Origin of the sequence: Nocardia sp. NPDC005978, from assembly GCF_040614455.1 — a bacterium.
Classification (GTDB): Bacteria; Actinomycetota; Actinomycetes; order Mycobacteriales; family Mycobacteriaceae; genus Nocardia.
Genome location: NZ_JBEXUS010000040.1, coordinates 36,182 through 52,179, shown reverse-complemented (window position 1 = coordinate 52,179; position 15,998 = coordinate 36,182). Strand labels below are relative to the sequence as shown.

Sequence of the window (15,998 nt, the reverse complement as noted above, 5' to 3'; positions counted from 1 at the left end):
TCCGGCCGCTCGCCACGGTGGCTCAGCGGTACCCGGCCGGACTCGATACCGATGTCAGCGCAGCGCGACGAGTTCGTGCAGCGTCGTCCCGGAGTGGCGTTCCACGGTGTCCTCGTGGTGGATCGACAGCTCGAACGCGGACTGGAACCTGAAGTAGGCCGGGTGGCCGATCGCCCTGTGCAGCAGCGGGCGGAGCGGCTTGGCCCGGATGAACGGAACGTCGTCGAGCAGGTCGTGGGCGTGGATCACCGTGTTCACGGTCAGCCGTAGTTCGAGGTGGCCAGGCACTTCCAGGTGGACCCACTTCGGGTACTCCCGCCCGGCGGTCGCGTCGAAGCGGGTAGGCCCTTCGGTCAGCACGGTCTCCCCCGTCGACAGCAGCACCTGGTCGCCGCGAGCCAGCATCAGCGGGGCGATCGCGTGTCCTCCGCGCCGAGGCTGGGTCAGCACATTGGCGAACAGCAGCGAGTACTCGTCGGTGTACAGCCGCCCCCAGTGCCAGCGGTCGATGACGCGCTTCATGTCGCCGACGCCCCAATTGTGGTCGGCGTATCCGCGTCCGGTGACCTCGAGCTTCGTCCCGTCGATCTCCACCGTGCCGTGGACGCGCGCCCGCGGGGCTCCGACCACCCAGCCGAAGATCTCCCCCGCGCCGAAGCTGGTTTCGCCCCTACCGGGCATCCACGCGGGAGTCTCGTTCTCGAAGGTCAGGTCGAAGACTAACCCGTCCTCAGCTAGGCGCACATGGTGTTTGGGGAGCTCGCCGGGCGTGAACTCCGATCTGGCGGTGTTCTCCCCTATCCGTACGTCGCAGCCGTCTGCCGAAAAGCTGGTCGCCGCAACGGGATAGCGCCGAGCGGCCTGCCTGCGTTCGCCGTCGGGGTTGTAGACGATCAACTCCACCCACGGCTTGGCCCACGGCAGATCTTCGGGGCGGCGCTTGATCAGGAACCCGACCACCACATGGCCGCTGTCCAGGAGCGCGTCGAAATACCAGTGTTCGAAGGCCGCCCGGCTCGGTGACGGGTGCAGGCCGTTGTCGTGCGGGGCAACCGTGGTCAGGTCGCCGTCGCGGCGGCCCGGACCGTTCCACGCCTCGGTTATCGCGGTACTCGGCATAGCTTGTACATCCTTGGGAAAGAAGGGATTCGGAGAAGCCGTTCAGCGTCGCAACGCACCGCTGGCGTCGAATTGCGCTTCCCGCCCGGACATCTGGGCGCGATACCAGTTCTCGCGATGCTTGCTCATGACCCGCTCGTGCACGCGCGCGAACGGCGGGCAGACGCGCCGCGCGATCTCCATCGCGGTGATGAGGGGAAACCGTGCGACGGGAATGAGAATCCACGGGAAGGCCGGTGGCATCCGGTAACCGCGCCGGGTGCCGGGAGCCATGTACATGGCCGCGTACACCGAGTTGATCCGGTAGTTGTAGGCCGCGCGCACCCGCGCCCACCCCTGCTGGTTGGGCCGCGGCGCGAAAGCCTCCGGGTAGGACTCGATCAGCTCCGCACCGTGCTGTCCGGCGTCGAAGGAGCGGGCGATGACCGTCATGGCCAGCACCCGCAGCGAATCGGCGATCGTCTCGGGATACCACCGCACCCGGACCCCGAGCAGATGACCCATGTATCGCTGAAAGTGCAGCAGCGCACGGATTTCCGACGGTGTGGTCTGATAGCCGAGCAGCCACAGGCCCATGCCGGGCGTGACGCTGCCCGCGAGCAGGGTCAGCAGCTGGTACGTCTGGCTGATCGGCAGCCCCCACCGCTCGGTGTCCCATTCCGGGTGCTCGGCGACCTTGGCTCGCACCGAGACGTGCATGACCCGCACCTTCATCGCGGTGGCCCGGCCCGGCGACCCCGGGGTCAGCAGCGCACCCGGCTGTGAGACGTCGATCCAGAACCGGCAGGTCTCGAGAAACCGCCGCAGCGCGCTGTCTCCCGCGTACCCGCCGGCGAGTGAGAGCGGGGTCGCCACCGCCGCCTCGGTGTACACCTCCAGGGTTTCCGCGCCGGCGAAGCTGAAAAGCATTGTGCCCCAGCGCCGCCAGATGGCCGCACCCTGTTCGACCAGCTCCGGGCGCAGCCAGTCCGGATCGGTTTCGAACTCGGCGAACAGCTCCCGCATCTCGGCCGGGGCGTCGGGTACCGCGTCGATGCCTGATTCGAGGGCGGTCTCGAGCATTGCCCGCCCGCGCACCCAGCCGATCTCGCCGTGCATGACCGCGGCCACGAAGCGCTCGGCGACCGGGTCGCCGGTGAACAGGTCCGCGCACAGCGCGTGCGCCTGCTCGTCGGTGGGGAACGCCCCGCTCCCGGTGAGCGTGGTGAGCAGGCGATCCAGCCGCCGGGCCGCGGGGGTGTCGCGGGCTTGCCAATAGCGAAAGGCGCTGGGGCAGCGGGCCGGCGCTGTCGCGGGCACCGACGGGATATCCACTGACATGGGCGATCCTTCCGTTCGAATCCCGCGATCACCTATCGGGGACGACTACCTCAACATACTGAAAGGTACCTACCACCGTACTCAAAAGTATGGAAATGCGGGAGGGGGGTTCCGCCGCGCTCACGGCACGATCCGAAAACGCAGCATCATGTCGTGGTCCTCGTGATCGAGCAGATGGCAATGCCAGACGTAACCGCGAAGCTCATCGGTGTGCGGACCATCGTGCACCGGGTGCACGCCCGCACCGTGTGGTGAATGCGACGCCGCCGGAACGGAAGCCGGGGCCTGCTCCCCCGGAACCCGCGCGAACGCCGCGTCCGGATCGAACCCGAGTTCCGCGGCCGTCGGGAATCGCACGATGATGCGGGTGACGGTGCCGCCGTCGGTCCGGACGACGTCCTTCCAGCCCGATTCCCACTCCTCGGCGGGCATCGGTGCGCCGCCGAGGAATCCGTCCGGTGCCGGTGTCCACTTCTCCCCCACCGGCGGTTGCGGATTGGCTACCTGGTAATCCACGGTCCGCAAGACCGTGCGATCCAGGATCCGGAACGTCACCAGGTGGATGTGGATGGGATGCGGATCCGGGGTGATGTTGATGATGTTCCACTGCTCGACCGTGCCCTGCCTGGGCATTTCGATCTCGGAGCTGCTGTACCGCAGGTTGTTCAACGACATGATCGACGGCGGCATCCGCACCTCGTACGGCTGGCTGACGGTGACGTTCCGGATCATCGACGGAGAAGCCAAGGGCGGCAGCATGTCCGGCAGTCCGGGACCGCCGCGCAGGCGAGTAGGCACCGGCAGCGTGCAGCCGATGCGATCCTCGGCGCGGAATCGGCAGAACAACTCCATCGCGACCTCGCCCAGCACCGCGGCCTGGAACGGCGGGGCGAGATCATTGCGCAACTCCACCGTCTCCCCCGGTGCGAGCCCCGAGAAGTCGACCAGCAGATCCACGCGCTCGCCCGGGGCCAGCAGGAACTCGGTCACCGGCACCGGCGCGTCCAGCACGCCGTGGTCGTTGCCGATCACCCAGAACCGCATCCGGTTGCCGAAGAACAGATTCCACACGCTGTACGAGGCCGCGTTCAGCGCGCGAAAGCGGTACAGCCCGCGTGCCACATCCATGTTCGGCCAGACCTTGCCGTTGACCACCCCCACATCCCCGACGCCGCCGCCCTCCCAGGAGCCCTGCGGCACCACCGGTGTCGTGCGCAGACTCTGCCGGCCGTCGGCGTCGAAGATCTTCTCCTGCAACACCAGTGGCACTTCGAACTCCCCCGCCGGCAATCGGAGCGGGTTGTCGGCGGCGCCGGTGTCGAATTCGTCGCGCAGCAGCACCATGCCGGCCAGGCCCGCATAGACGTTGGCGCGGGTGATGCCCATCGCGTGGTCGTGGTACCAAAGCCCGGCCGCGTGCTGCGGGAACGGATACTCGTGCACGGCGTGCTGTCCCGGGTACACGGGGCGTTCGGGGTGTCCGTCGCTGTCGGGCGGAGTGACCCCGCCGTGCAGGTGCAGCACGGTCGGGGGCGCGGTGCGGAAGCCGTCGTGGACGCCGTGCACGGTGGTGTCCAGGTCCGCCGCGAACGGGTGCGGGCCGAGCTCGTTGCGGAACCGCACGGTGAGCGGGGTGCCCGCGCGATGTTCGATCGTCGGGCCCAGATAGTCCATGCCGCTGTAGCCCATCGCGGGTGATTCGGGCAGGTCGCGATGGAAGCGGTGGGTGGTCGTGGCGGCGGTGACGTGCAGTTCGCGCCCGGATATCACGGGCAATCTCGGCAGATCGTCGACGAACGGGGTGAGTTCCGGGGAATGGAAGATCAGCGGGCTCGGTGGCGCGCTCGCGGATCGAATTCCGTTCCAGGACAGTGCCACTGCCGCGGTGCCGATGATCCCGCCGCGCAACAATCCGCGGCGGTCGAAAGTGCCGTCCATCGTGCTCAACCCTTCTGGTGAGGGCGTATCCGAACGCCACTCCATACCTTCGGGTACAGTAGACCGTACTTTCGAGAATGGTTACTTGGCGGGTTCGTCCACCGGCCCTCGACGCCCCGCCTTCTACGATCGAGGTGTGCAGATGACCCACAGGCGCCGCCGCCCATGACCATCGAGCCCCCGCGCACCCCCGCCGCCCCGCGCAAATCCAAGAAAGCCGAAGCCCAGCAGCGCGGCGCCAAACCCGGCGGCCGCGGCCCCCGCCTGTCCTACGACGACTGGATCGACGGCGCCCTGACCCTGCTCGCGCAAGAGGGCCCGACCGCGGTCCGCATCCCCCGCCTGTGCGAGGCGCTCGGCGTCACCAAAGGCAGCTTCTACTGGCACTTCGACGACATAGGCCAACTCGAGAACGCCATGGCCGACCGCTGGAGCGCCAACCAGGCCGTGGTGATCGCCAACGTCGCGACGGTCGAGTCGATGCCGATCGAGCAGCGCCTCGAGGCCATGGCCACGATGCTCGTCGAACGCGACTGGCTCGTAGAGGCCACGGTCCGCGAATGGAGTCGCACCCACCCCAGCGTGGAAACCGCGGTCCGCGAACTCGACAAACGGATCTTCGACACGATCCGCACGGCCCTGTCCGAGCTCGGCTTCGACCCCGAGGCCGCCCGCCTGCGCGCGGGCGCGATGGTCTACCTCGGTATCGGCTTCATCCACGGCCGCGGCAGCCTGCCGATCCCCGCCCAGAACGAGGTCCGCGCGGTGCTGTCCCTGCTACTCACCCAGTAGTCGTAGTCCGCAGTTCCGCGCTCCGCGAAACGAGGGGCGTTCGATATCTCGGGCGCCTGACCTTCGAAGCGGCAGTGGTGCAGTAGGTTTGGGCAACCGTGCACAATCATGAACCCGCCGGCTACGACTGCCCGTTCTGCTTCCTGCTCGCCGGCGGCGAGACTCCCCTCGACACCCCGCGCGACATCGTGCTACGCACCGCCCACGCCACCGCCTTCACCGCCTCCCGCTGGTGGCCGAACAACCACGGACACGTCCTGGTGATCCCGAACGCCCACCACGAGAATCTGTACGACCTGCCCGCCGAATACGGGCACGCGGTACGCGATGTGGTCCGCGAGGTCGCCGTGGCGATGCGAGCCACATACGGCTGCGCCGGGGTATCGACCCGCCAACACAACGAACCCGCAGGCGGACAGGACGTCTGGCACTACCACGTGCACGTCTTCCCCCGCTACCACGCCGACGATCTGTACATGTCCCGCCCGCGGCCCGGGTTTGTGCCCGGTGAACAACGGTGGGCCTATACCGACAAGCTGCGCAGCTACTTCGGGCCTCCATCCGAGATGTGAACCCTCGAGCGGCGGACGGCCTACGGTGGTCCAGTGCCCGCTGATCGCACATCACCCACGCGGTCGACACGGCTCTCACCGGACTTCTACCGGCTGTGGAGCGCCACGGCGGTCAGCCAGCTCGGTAGCGCCCTGGGCTTGGGAGCATTGCCGCTGATCGCGATCCTGGTCGTCCACGCCTCGGTACTGCAGGTCACGTCGATGGTGGCGGTTTCTGGTCTGGTGGCCGCCATCCTGGCGCTGCCGTTGGGACCCTGGTTGGAGTTCCGGCGCAAACGTTCGGTCATGATCGCAGCCAACCTTGTGTGCTTCACAGTCCTGGCCTCGGTGCCGGCCGCGGCGTGGCTGGACGCGGTGACATATCCGCAGTTGTGCCTCGTTGCCGCGTTGAGCACGGTCTGTGCGATCGTGTTCAACGCCGCCAATAGTGCCTACGTGAAATTCCTTGTACCCGAACCGGATAGGGTCCGCGCCAACAGTCGATTGGACAGCTTGTTCTGGACGGTATCCGCGATCGGTGCGCCCCTGGGAGGTGTGCTCATCGCCGCGACCGGTGCAACGATCACCGTACTCATCGACGCGCTCAGCTACCTGGCCGCCGCACTCGGATTGCGCGGCATCACCACGGCCGAACCCGAACCCGAACAAACTCGGCGAGAACATCATCGGGCAGCACAGATGCGCGCGGGCTGGTCCTACCTCTGGTCGGACCGCGTCCTACGCCGCCTGTTCTGTAACGCCATGATGTTCGGAGGCGGACTGACTGCCGCGGGGCCGCTGTTGGCGCTGCTCATGCTGCGCGAACTGCATTTCACCCCATGGCAATACGGGCTGGCCCTGGGCCTCCCCATACTGGGCGGTCTGCTCGGCTCGGTCTGCGCGCCGATGCTGACATCCCGGTTCGGCGACCGCGTGATCCTGCTCGTCGCCGGCACCGCGCGCACCCTGTGGCTGGCCGTGACCTTGCTCGCACATCCCGGCCCCGCGGGGTTGATCATCATCGTCACCGCCGACACCGCGCTGCTCTTCTGCGCGGGAGTGTTCAACCCGGTGTTCATCACTTACCGGATGAACGCCACCACGGACCACTACATGGCCCGCGTCGGCATTGCCTGGTCGATCAGCGCGAAAACGATCCAACCCGTCTTCGTCGCTGCGGGCGGGCTCCTTGCAACGGTGACCAGCACTCGCGTTGCCATCGCGGCTGCCGCGATCACCCTGCTCGCGAGCTCACTGCTGCTCCCCTGGAAGCACATACACGCCGCGGTGACGCCGACTACCCCCGGCTGAAGCGCTCGACCAGTCGGGCGTAGCTGTCGTGGCCGTGGCCCGCTTCGAGAGCTTCGGCGACGAGGTCGCGGGTCGCCGTGGGCAGCTCGATATCGATGCCGCGGGTGCGGCTTTCGGTGAGCAGGTCGTCGAGAGACGGTAGGTGGTGGCGGAGGGCGCCGTAGGGTGTGGCGAACTCGGCGCGGTCGATCTCGCCCGCCAGCATCGGGAACAGCGACGGGAGAGCGGTCAGGGACGGCTCCGCGATTTTGGTGAAATCGCCGACCGGGAGGCCCGCGGCGCCCAGAAGTGCTGCTGCGTGCAGGAATCCGTTCAGCAGGCCCCACATGATGTCGTGGACCGCCATTCCGTAGAGCACGGATACGCCCGGGTCGGGAGAGACGTGGGTGGCGCGGCCGCCGAGCACCCGTAGCACCGCTTCGTTCCGGGCGAAGACGTCGTGGGAGCCGCTGTAGAAGACCACCGCGTCCGGCGAGCCGATCGCCGGCGCGATCGTCATTATCTGGCCGTGCAGGTAGCCCGCACCGTGCTCGGATGCCAATTCCCCTGTGGCTCTCGACTCGTCGGACGAGCCGTCCGTCAAGTCGATGACCGTCCGTCCCTTCAAGGCCGGCCCCGTCGTGCGCAGTAACTCCCGCGCCGCCGCGCCGCCCTTGACGTTGATGATCACAACCTCGGCCGCACCCGCCGCACCCTCGGGCGCCACAGCCCGGAGCGCGCCCCTGGCCACCAGCGCGTCAGCCTTGTCCGGCGTCCGGTTCCACACCGTCACCGGATAACCGGCGTCCACGAGCGCGGCGGCCAGCGCCGAACCCATCTCGCCCAACCCCAGAACCGCTACCGTCGTTGACTTCGAATTCCTGTTCGCGTTCATGGAGCGGACGTTAGGAGCTCAATATAGGTTCAGGTCAAGCGCCCAACGTCAGAGCGTTGCCGGGCAGGCGATTTCGAACCCTTGCCGGCGAATCCCGTCGATGCCGATCGAGCGCAGGCGGGCCACTTGCCCGGCGGCATACTGCTCAGGACTGGTCACCATCGTGGAGATGTCACCGAGCGCACCCGTGGATGGGTATGTGCCACTGGTGAGGTCGTCATCGGTCGGGAGGTGTACATCCACCCGGTAGCAGCGCTGACCGCCGATATCGCGGATCACCAGGGCGGTCGTGTTGTCCCGAGTCCAGGTCAGTGACAGCGGCTCGACGTGGGCAGCGATCGCGGTCCGCCGAGCTATTGCGACGGCCAAGGCGGTGAAGCACCGTGAGATTTCCGCGTCCGGGGGCGGCGGTGTCAGCGCCATCGGCCAGTAGCGGCCGCGGGATTCGCTGCGCGGTTGGTAGAAATCGGCGAAACATGGGTTTTCGTATGTGGTTTCGATCCGACAGCCGTCACGGTCGATCCGCGACACCCGCATTCCGCGGTGGCGGATTCGGAACGACACCCAGTCGAAATCGTCAGGAGCGCCGAGAGCATGGCCGTTCCTGTCGATGAAGCAGTTGAAAAACCATCGTGGAGAGTCTGTGCCGGGGCACGCGGCGGGATCCTCGGTCAGGTAGAAAGCGTCGACGTCGGGCAGCAGGACCGTCAGCCACGCGACCGCTTCGAGATAGGTCACCGCCGGGGTTGCGGTGCCGGGGCACGCGGCGTGCTGGTCGACCGCTACGAGAACGCTGACCATATGCACCGGTTCCGGACCGTCGAAAGTGCCGTAATCCTGCACGGGCCGACTGCCGATTTCGGCGACGACCGCCACCTGCGGATTCAGGGTCGACCGCACCCGGACACTGCGAGAGCGACGCGTTCCGGAAGAGACCAGTTCGGCGATATCCTCGCGCACCGAGGCCGGACTCCCCGCCAACTGTCGTGCGAGTTCTGTCCGCACACGTTCGGCCGGCCCGCCGGATGAGGTGCTCATCGTCGAAATCCTATGCCGCCCGCAACCGAAGGCCTGCTCGCGGCACGGTGCGGGATATCCCTCGCGGAGTCCCCGAAGTGGGCTACCCGGCCGCGGAGCCGGCGGCCTCGGCAGAGCCGGCGGTAATCTTGCAGGCGGCGAAGGGGGCCGACCCGGTGCTCGCCAGAATCTCGGGGCATACGGTGAAGCGAGTTGTCCGAGTGGAAGTTCCCTGAGTGGCGGTCAAGGTGTAGGTCCCCGCGGCGGTGGGTCGCCAGCTCAGTTCCACGACATACTTCGATCTGAGGTGGCTGTAGACGGGCGTCCCTTCACTCACCACCACGCCATTGATGGACACGGTGAGCAGGTCTTCCTTATCGGCGCCGGTGGCCGTCACCAGGACCGTGCACCCGTTCGATGCCTTGCCGCAGGTCTCGTACATGGATTCGTCGAGCACCGCGATCGAGCTGACTTCCGCAGTGGCGTTGGGAGCGAACAGAATTGGCAGCGCGAGCGCGATCAGAGCGGTGCCGGCAATGCGGGTGTCGACCATGATGGGGAGATTAACTGAAAACTGCATGCTTCAAATGGAGTCGGCCGCCCATGATTCTGTGGTCTGGCCAGACGCTGTCCTCCTCGTCCGAAAGGCGCAGTGCCGCAACACGACACCCTGGCACGCCTGGTCCGTTGAGCGCTCAACCCTGATCGTCGGGATGCACCCGCGGCAACTGGTCGGTAGGCGCCTCGATGCCCTGGCGGATGTGAGCCAGGAATTCGTCGAGAGTGTCGTAGCGGTTCAGGATCTGAATCAGCAACCGGCCCGCACCGGTCGTGTTCGCAGCCGTCATCGTGCAACCCCCAAGTTGGGTGGACAGCCCCGATATCCGCAGATCCGACGGGGCGGACGTGAAATGCTGGACATGCCGTCGACGGGCACGAGGCCAAGTGTTCTACCGTTCTGTCCTCGCGCCCGCCGACAGGGTTAACCGCGGGGGCCGGTTGCAGGCCGGCCTCCCCGGGACCACCATTGGGCGGGGCGACCCGGGAATACTTGCCGACCATCGCACGCCCGGCGGTAGCCGTTCACCCGGCGAATCCGCCGTGTGAGAGTTCGATGATCATGTGGCACCCGCGCACAGGCTAGAACGAACTCCCCGTCGCCGCAGGAAATCGGTGCTGATAGGCACGCGATGTCGGCGTGTCCGATACCGCGCATGTCAGGTTACTGAAAAGTAGCCATTTGCATGTGATTTCAGCGCCGGCCCGGTGGCGAGCGGCCAGCCGACCGCCTTCGCGAACCAGCCGCCAGGTGCAGCTTCGGGCGCTCCGCGAGGGCCGAGGTCCATGCTGAACTGGGCTGTCGGGACACAGCACCTGGACTCGATCAGCGGCCTGGCGCAGCGGTCCGGTGTCGATCTCGACGCGGGTCTCGGGAATCGAGGCCGCAGGTCACTCCACCCAGATCGCCATCGGCCCCGCGGGCGGGATCGGGGACAGCCCGAAGACGTAGCCGCTGTGTACTGTCACCGTTCCGCCGAGAACGGCTGAACACCGCCAGCGCGAACGCCGGGTCCTTGCGATTGCGGCACGATCGGATATCGACGCTGGCCGAAGGGCCGCCCTGTGGTGTGGGATCAGATGTCGGCGCAGCATGGAACCTTCCCGGTGTCCGAGCCGATACGAGGGTCGCGCCCCATGTGCCTCTTCGAGACCTGGGGCGAGGCCCTTGTCCACCAGCTCGGAACCACGCCATGGCGATCCGACTCCTTCTCGGCCAAACGGAAGCCCGCAGAGAGCTACCACTTCTGGACATCTCACTTCTGCGTGAAACCGGCTGCTCGGGGCTGATTGCGCCGCGACTTCCTATCGATATGGCTGTCGTGCAGTAGTTTTCCGCGTCAGATCCACGAAGTCGGGCTCGAAGCCCGGATCCTGGTTCACCGCCTCCCAGAGCCGGCCCCGGGCCGCATGGGAGATCGGCAGCACGGACGCCGGATCGGGGACCGACGACAGCAGGGTGTCGTCGTCCTGGGCCGAGCGGCGCAGGGGGCGGGGGTTCGTGGTGTCGCGAGCGCGGGTCACCACCGGCGCCATCGGGCCCACCGCCATCAGGTCGAGTGCGGTGTCATAGTCCATGCCGAACACGTCGGCCAGGTCCAGGGCTTCGCGCAGCCCCGCCTCGGCGGCCATCACCGCGACATTGGTGATCAGCTTGTAGGCCACTCCCGCCCCTACATCGCCGACGTGGCGTACGTGACCGAGCTCGGACAGGACCGGGGTCAAGGCGGTGACGGTGGCGGCCGGGCCGCCGACCAGGAAGGTCACCGCGCGCTCGCGCGCGTACCGCACCCCGCCGACGATCGGCGCGTCGAGCACCCGGGTGCCCCGGGGAGCGTGCGCCCGGACCTGTTCGAGCACCTGCGGTGTCGTCGTCGAGGTCACCACCACGATCGCGTCCGGGCCGATCCCCTCGAACACCCCGCCCGGTCCGTTGAACGCCGCATCGAGCTGATCGGACATGACCAGGCCCAGAACGATCTCGGCTCCCTTGGCCGCGGCCGCGCCCGAGGGCGCCACCTGCGCGCCGCGGTCGCTCGCCAACCGGTTCCGGTCAGGGTCGATGTCGAAGGCGGTCACCTCGTGCCCGGCGCCCACGAGGTGCGGAATCATCTCCGCCCCCATGTCGCCCACCCCGATCACCGCAATCGCCGTCATCGCATCTCCGTTCGGTCGAATTCTGGCCGGGCACAATTCGTTCACAACGGCGGGGCGGGCAACCGCCCATCGATGGCAAATTTACAGCAAGCGCAACTGTGCTCTCTGGGAGCCCGACGCGATGGCTACCAGAGAAAGGACTTACGGCGACCGCGCCGATCTTGCTTCCTTCGGTCCACCTGGGTCTCCGACGCAGTGGTGAATGTTCAGCTAACCAAGTCGGCGAGTCGCGACCAAGTCCGGCGACCGATGACCGACGATTCCCACAGGGACGCACCCGGTCGCCCCCGATGTATCGAAGTTCGCGGTGGAAAGGCGGAACGATGATCTCGGCGGCCTCCGAAGCGGTCTCCGGAGACCCGGCTCCCTTCACCTGGGTCACAGCGGTGTCGATGCTGGTGTTCTGCGCGATCCTGTGGCTGATCGTGGACTTCATGCGCAAGCATCCGCGCCCGGCGATGTGGGTGTGGGGCCTATCGCTGCTCACCTTCCCGCTGTGGATCTGGGGCCCGGGACGCGATATCGGCCTGGTCAACTGGTTCTCCTGGGCAAAAATCCTGTCGGTGTTGATCCCCCTGACCATCGTCGGGGCGATGCGCATCGCGGTCGCCGAACAACGCCCGGGCCGGATCTGGGATCTGCTGCGCAATCCGCGGTTCCTGTGGTTTCCCTACGCGATCCTGTTCCTCAACATCGCCGAGGCCACCCTGCGCGACGCCGAGATCGGCAACTACTGGAACGCGGCCGTCGGGCTCGGCCTGTGCCTGACCATCCCGTACAGTCCGCGCTTCTGGGAAATCCTGCCCGGTCGCAATGCCGAACTCGTCGCCTACACCACCATGGCCTGGAACTTCCTCTACACCACCTGGAACCTCTGCTTCACCTTCGGCGGGTACCCGCCCGAAGAAGAGCATTTCGCCGCCAGCATCTGCATTCTCGCTGTCGCCGAGATCTACCCGCTGGTCAAACGCCGTCCCGAGCTCTACATCATGGCGCGCATCTACACGTTGCCCGTCCTCATGCTCGTGATCGCCATCTACAACATCTTCCCCACCGTCATGCCCTCGGACGGCTGGTTCGACAACGACGTGTGGATCACCTGGGGCGTAGTCAATTTCGTTCTCACCATCCCGTATCTGTTCTGGTACACCTGGCAGCTGGAAAGTGGGAAGTCGTTCGTCTCGTTCCGCAGGGGATGGGCGCGCGAGGATTTCCAGCGCCGGCACCGCTCGACGCTGGAACAATTGCACACGACCAACGCGGCCCTCGATGCCGCCACCGATCCACATGACGGACAACGCGTTCCGCGTGCCCTATCCGAGAAGGCGGTCGATCCCAGTGCTCGCTAAGGACCCGGCGTCCGTGATGCCCGCGGCCTTCATCGGGCACGGCAGCCCGATGAACGCGCTCGAGCTCAACCGCTACACCGCCACATGGCGCGCGTTCGGGCTCTCGGTGCCGCGCCCGCGCGCCATTCTGGTGGTGTCCGCGCACTGGTACATCAACGCCACCGCGGTCACCGTCATGGCGCGGCCCAGGACCATTCACGACTTCTACGGATTTCCGCGGGAGTTGTTCGAGGTGCAATACCCGGCGCCCGGTATGCCCGAGCTGCTCGAAGAGATCAGTGACGCCGTCGAACCCACGTGGGTGGGTGCGGACACCGACAGCTGGGGCATCGACCACGGCTCCTGGTCGGTCCTGCGGCACGCGTTTCCCGACGCCGATATTCCGGTCGTGCAGCTGAGCATCAACGGCGACAAGGATTTCGGCTATCACTTCGATCTGGGCGCCAGGCTGGCCCAGTTGCGCGCACGGGGCATTCTGGTGCTGGGCAGCGGCAATGTGGTGCACAACCTGCGGAGCATCGATCCGCGGTACCCCGACAGCGGTTTCGACTGGGCACGGCGATTCGACGCGAGCGCCATGGATCTGATGGTGAATCGTCCCGCCGATATCTTGAACCTGGTCGGGCACGAGGACTTCCAGGCGTCCGTACCGACCCCGGACCATTTCCTCCCACTGCTGTATCTGGCGGGATTGGCCGCGGCGTCCGGCGGCAACGCGGACGTGCTCGTCGACGGATGCGCCCTCGGCTCGCTGTCGATGACCGCGTACACCCTCGATATCGACTGTCCGCAAGCGAGTACGGACGCCAGCGCCGCCCCATTCCCCGAAGGAATTCCGGCTGACAACACCAATGCCTGAGGCGTGTGCCGAAAATACGGCGGCAGGCCCGAGATGAATCGGGCCTGCCGCGGTTTGCCTGAGGGAAAAGAGCTTTAGAGAGTTCCGCCCGCCGCCGACGGCGCACCCGACGCGTCCTTGGGACCGGACATCTCGCGGGACACGAATTCCTCCAGATCGAACATGTTCCCGGCGGCGCGCTTGGCGACGACGACCAGCGTCGTCATCGTCGCCAACTCCCTCTGCTGTTCCTTCAGGAACCATTGGGTGAACTGCTCACCCTGGTAATCGCCGCCCTCGCGCGCGGCCGCGGCCAGGTTCACGATTTGCGCGGTGGTTTCGCGCTCGATCGTCGCCGCCAGCGTCACCGCCTCCTCGGCCGAGGAGAACGTGGACTTCGCGGAATCGATACCCCGCCAGTCCACCGAGATATCGTGATCCATGAGGTAGCGCGCGATCATCATCGCGTGATTGCGTTCGGTGACCGCCTGCCGGTAGAAGTACCCGGCGAGGACGGGCAGGTCGGCGTTGTCGAACCACGCCGCGATCGAGCGATACTGGTGCTCGATATTCAGATCGTGGCGGATCTGGTCCTGCAGTAGAGCCTGAAACTTGCTGTGCTTGACATCAGTTCCTGTTGGCATGAAAAGCAGGATAAACGCACGCTGCAATGCACTTCATATAAGCCGATCCTCATTGAGGAGAGCCTAAACTCGGATCGCTCGCGACCACCAGACCGGTCGAGCCGATTTCAGCGGGAACCGCGACACCGCGCGCCCGCCGGCCGTCGATCGTGGACGCGACGAACAGTGTGAAGCCCGGGCCGTCGCCGCCGTGACCCACCACGGTCGGCGGCCGGCCGTCGGTCATCAATCCCGAGCCGTAACCCGGTTCGGTCCAGGGATGTCCGGGCGCTGCCACGGGATATGTGCGGGCCATCCGCGATCCAATGTCCCCGAGCCCGCCGGACATCAGCCGTGAGAGCCCCCGTGCGGCCGAATTCACTGTCGCGGCAAAGGTTCCCGAATAGACCCAGCCCGGATGATAGTTCGAGACATCGGGCACCGTCGACGGCGCGCACCGCCCCCAATCCTCGAGATGCTCGAAAGGAAACGCCGATACCCCGAGGGGTTCGAGCACGGCATTGTCGAGCGCCTCGAAAAACGTTCCACCACAAGCGTCTTCGAGTGCCCGGCGGATCAAGAAGTAGCCGATGTTCGAGTAGTGAAATTGCCCGGGCGGATTCATCGTGACGCGATCCAGCAGAAGCTCTGCGGGCCAAGGCGTTCCCCGTCGTGCGACCGAGTCGGCGTAGTCCGGCCAAGCGCCGTAATCGCCGAGCCCGGAGCGATGGGTGAGCAGATCGCCGACGGTGATACCGGCGAACCGGGGAGCGACGGAGGTCAAGGATCCGATCGGATCGGACTCCTCGAACAGCAGCAGTGCCGCGGCGGCGGTGAAGATCTTGGCGACGCTGTAGATCGGGACGACACCATCCACCTCCCCCTCGAACCGAGGTGACTCCCGCACCGGCTCGTCATCCACGGCGATGCCGCGGCTCTGCCATCGGCGCGTATGCCTGGGCTTCGGCGTAGAGACTCGCATGGCTGACCACCACGGTTTCGTACTCCCGCAACAGCATTGAAACCCGTGGATCGTGAATCGGGTCGAACGGCCGATCCGCCGTACGCCGGTGTTCCGCCAGCGCGGAGACGAGTCGCCCGGCCCGCCAGTAACCCGGCACGCGCAACACCGTCAGCGACGCCAAGTGGTTTCCCTGCTCCCGGAAAACATCGACGCGCGTGCTCACCACCCCGAACATTCGTGCCACCAGCAATGGCACACCGACAACCACCTGCGCGGCCATCTCGACCAGCGAGACAGCGAAAAGCACAAACCACAGCACCAACGCCAGCAACTCGAGCGCCTGCCCGAGCACAACGATCACCAGCAAGAACACCAGCAGAAAGGGCAGCTTCCACACCCATTCCCACCCGCTGAGTCCCTCCAGCTTCTCCTCGCGCTCACGCTGCCGCCGCTCTTTGCGAACGGTCCGCGGCGTCGGATGTCGCCCCTCCTCCAACCCTGGAACCCGCGCCGCCCCCGCGGGGACCTCGTACCGAAAATAGGTGTTCTCGATGGCGATATGGAACGGCTGCGTCACCCGCCGCCAC

16 protein-coding genes are annotated in these 15,998 nt (G+C 66.5%); 5 read left to right on the top strand and 11 right to left on the bottom strand.

What is annotated here, in order from left to right:
• Window positions 1-54: 54 nt before the first annotated feature.
• From ABZ319_RS19870 to ABZ319_RS19860, 3 genes are all read right to left on the bottom strand, one after another.
• On the bottom strand, window positions 55-1,119 hold the full coding sequence (locus tag ABZ319_RS19870) for a lipocalin-like domain-containing protein (RefSeq protein WP_354987905.1): 1,065 nt from the start codon (window positions 1,117-1,119) through the stop codon (window positions 55-57).
• Between the two features lie 42 nt (window positions 1,120-1,161).
• Entirely contained in the window at window positions 1,162-2,439 is a 1,278-nt protein-coding gene (locus ABZ319_RS19865) for an oxygenase MpaB family protein (RefSeq protein ID WP_354987904.1), read from the bottom strand.
• A gap of 120 nt (window positions 2,440-2,559) precedes the next feature.
• Window positions 2,560-4,377 carry a multicopper oxidase domain-containing protein gene (locus tag ABZ319_RS19860; protein ID WP_354987903.1) on the bottom strand — a complete coding sequence of 606 codons (1,818 nt, stop codon included), beginning with the start codon at window positions 4,375-4,377 and terminating at the stop codon, window positions 2,560-2,562.
• A 165-nt stretch (window positions 4,378-4,542) separates the two neighbouring features.
• On the opposite strand from ABZ319_RS19860, the gene ABZ319_RS19855 reads away from it, so the two are divergent.
• The 3 genes from ABZ319_RS19855 to ABZ319_RS19845 all read left to right on the top strand — a co-directional run bounded on the left by ABZ319_RS19855 (window position 4,543) and on the right by ABZ319_RS19845 (window position 7,031).
• On the top strand, window positions 4,543-5,169 hold the full coding sequence (locus tag ABZ319_RS19855) for a TetR/AcrR family transcriptional regulator (RefSeq protein ID WP_354987902.1): 627 nt from the start codon (window positions 4,543-4,545) through the stop codon (window positions 5,167-5,169).
• Between the two features lie 98 nt (window positions 5,170-5,267).
• A complete protein-coding gene (locus ABZ319_RS19850) occupies window positions 5,268-5,741 on the top strand; it encodes an HIT domain-containing protein (protein ID WP_354987901.1) in 474 nt (157 codons plus the stop codon).
• 33 nt (window positions 5,742-5,774) lie between these two features.
• Window positions 5,775-7,031 (top strand): MFS transporter, encoded by a 1,257-nt coding sequence (locus ABZ319_RS19845; protein WP_354987900.1) that lies wholly within the window; start codon window positions 5,775-5,777, stop codon window positions 7,029-7,031.
• Here the strand turns inward: ABZ319_RS19845 and ABZ319_RS19840 are convergent.
• The 5 genes from ABZ319_RS19840 to ABZ319_RS19820 form a co-directional block, all read right to left on the bottom strand.
• On the bottom strand, window positions 7,018-7,905 hold the full coding sequence (locus tag ABZ319_RS19840) for an NAD(P)-binding domain-containing protein (protein ID WP_354987899.1): 888 nt from the start codon (window positions 7,903-7,905) through the stop codon (window positions 7,018-7,020). The genes ABZ319_RS19845 and ABZ319_RS19840 overlap by 14 nt on opposite strands.
• Before the next feature lie 48 nt (window positions 7,906-7,953).
• Window positions 7,954-8,865 (bottom strand): hypothetical protein, encoded by a 912-nt coding sequence (locus ABZ319_RS19835; protein ID WP_354987898.1) that lies wholly within the window; start codon window positions 8,863-8,865, stop codon window positions 7,954-7,956.
• Between the two features lie 160 nt (window positions 8,866-9,025).
• Window positions 9,026-9,475, bottom strand: a complete 450-nt coding sequence (locus ABZ319_RS19830) for a hypothetical protein (RefSeq protein ID WP_354987897.1) — start codon at window positions 9,473-9,475, stop codon at window positions 9,026-9,028.
• Between the two features lie 142 nt (window positions 9,476-9,617).
• Entirely contained in the window at window positions 9,618-9,770 is a 153-nt protein-coding gene (locus ABZ319_RS19825) for a hypothetical protein (RefSeq protein WP_354987896.1), read from the bottom strand.
• Between the two features lie 1,015 nt (window positions 9,771-10,785).
• Window positions 10,786-11,637 (bottom strand): NAD(P)-dependent oxidoreductase, encoded by an 852-nt coding sequence (locus ABZ319_RS19820; protein WP_354987895.1) that lies wholly within the window; start codon window positions 11,635-11,637, stop codon window positions 10,786-10,788.
• 323 nt (window positions 11,638-11,960) lie between these two features.
• Here ABZ319_RS19820 and ABZ319_RS19815 point away from each other — a divergent pair, with 323 nt between their 5' ends.
• Both ABZ319_RS19815 and ygiD read left to right on the top strand, forming a co-directional pair.
• Window positions 11,961-12,986 (top strand): hypothetical protein, encoded by a 1,026-nt coding sequence (locus tag ABZ319_RS19815; protein WP_354987894.1) that lies wholly within the window; start codon window positions 11,961-11,963, stop codon window positions 12,984-12,986.
• A 16-nt stretch (window positions 12,987-13,002) separates the two neighbouring features.
• Window positions 13,003-13,845 (top strand): 4,5-DOPA dioxygenase extradiol, encoded by an 843-nt coding sequence (ygiD, locus tag ABZ319_RS19810; protein WP_354987893.1) that lies wholly within the window; start codon window positions 13,003-13,005, stop codon window positions 13,843-13,845.
• 74 nt (window positions 13,846-13,919) lie between these two features.
• Here the strand turns inward: ygiD and ABZ319_RS19805 are convergent, their stop codons facing one another.
• Genes ABZ319_RS19805 through ABZ319_RS19795 form a run of 3 tightly spaced genes read right to left on the bottom strand, consistent with a single transcriptional unit; the run spans window position 13,920 to window position 15,988 of the window.
• Window positions 13,920-14,468 carry a ferritin gene (locus ABZ319_RS19805; protein WP_354987892.1) on the bottom strand — a complete coding sequence of 183 codons (549 nt, stop codon included), beginning with the start codon at window positions 14,466-14,468 and terminating at the stop codon, window positions 13,920-13,922.
• Window positions 14,469-14,517: 49 nt separating this feature from the next.
• Window positions 14,518-15,324 carry a serine hydrolase gene (locus ABZ319_RS19800; RefSeq protein ID WP_354987891.1) on the bottom strand — a complete coding sequence of 269 codons (807 nt, stop codon included), beginning with the start codon at window positions 15,322-15,324 and terminating at the stop codon, window positions 14,518-14,520.
• Window positions 15,325-15,361: 37 nt separating this feature from the next.
• Window positions 15,362-15,988: a hypothetical protein gene (locus tag ABZ319_RS19795; RefSeq protein ID WP_354987890.1), complete on the bottom strand. Its 627-nt coding sequence runs from the start codon at window positions 15,986-15,988 to the stop codon at window positions 15,362-15,364.
• Between the last annotated feature and the right edge of the window lie 10 nt (window positions 15,989-15,998).

Excerpts from the sequence above, each read along its gene's own strand:
- ABZ319_RS19820 (WP_354987895.1), bottom strand. The coding sequence starts at position 11,637 with ATGACGGCGATTGCGGTGATCGGGGTGGGCGACATGGGGGCGGAGATG.
- ABZ319_RS19870 (WP_354987905.1), bottom strand. The coding sequence starts at position 1,119 with ATGCCGAGTACCGCGATAACCGAGGCGTGGAACGGTCCGGGCCGCCGC.
- ABZ319_RS19830 (WP_354987897.1), bottom strand. The coding sequence starts at position 9,475 with ATGGTCGACACCCGCATTGCCGGCACCGCTCTGATCGCGCTCGCGCTG.
- ABZ319_RS19815 (WP_354987894.1), top strand. The coding sequence starts at position 11,961 with ATGATCTCGGCGGCCTCCGAAGCGGTCTCCGGAGACCCGGCTCCCTTC.
- ABZ319_RS19855 (WP_354987902.1), top strand. The coding sequence starts at position 4,543 with ATGACCATCGAGCCCCCGCGCACCCCCGCCGCCCCGCGCAAATCCAAG.
- ygiD (WP_354987893.1), top strand. The coding sequence starts at position 13,003 with ATGCCCGCGGCCTTCATCGGGCACGGCAGCCCGATGAACGCGCTCGAG.
- ABZ319_RS19865 (WP_354987904.1), bottom strand. The coding sequence starts at position 2,439 with ATGTCAGTGGATATCCCGTCGGTGCCCGCGACAGCGCCGGCCCGCTGC.
- ABZ319_RS19840 (WP_354987899.1), bottom strand. The coding sequence starts at position 7,905 with ATGAACGCGAACAGGAATTCGAAGTCAACGACGGTAGCGGTTCTGGGG.
- ABZ319_RS19825 (WP_354987896.1), bottom strand. The coding sequence starts at position 9,770 with ATGACGGCTGCGAACACGACCGGTGCGGGCCGGTTGCTGATTCAGATC.
- ABZ319_RS19805 (WP_354987892.1), bottom strand. The coding sequence starts at position 14,468 with ATGCCAACAGGAACTGATGTCAAGCACAGCAAGTTTCAGGCTCTACTG.
- ABZ319_RS19860 (WP_354987903.1), bottom strand. The coding sequence starts at position 4,377 with ATGGACGGCACTTTCGACCGCCGCGGATTGTTGCGCGGCGGGATCATC.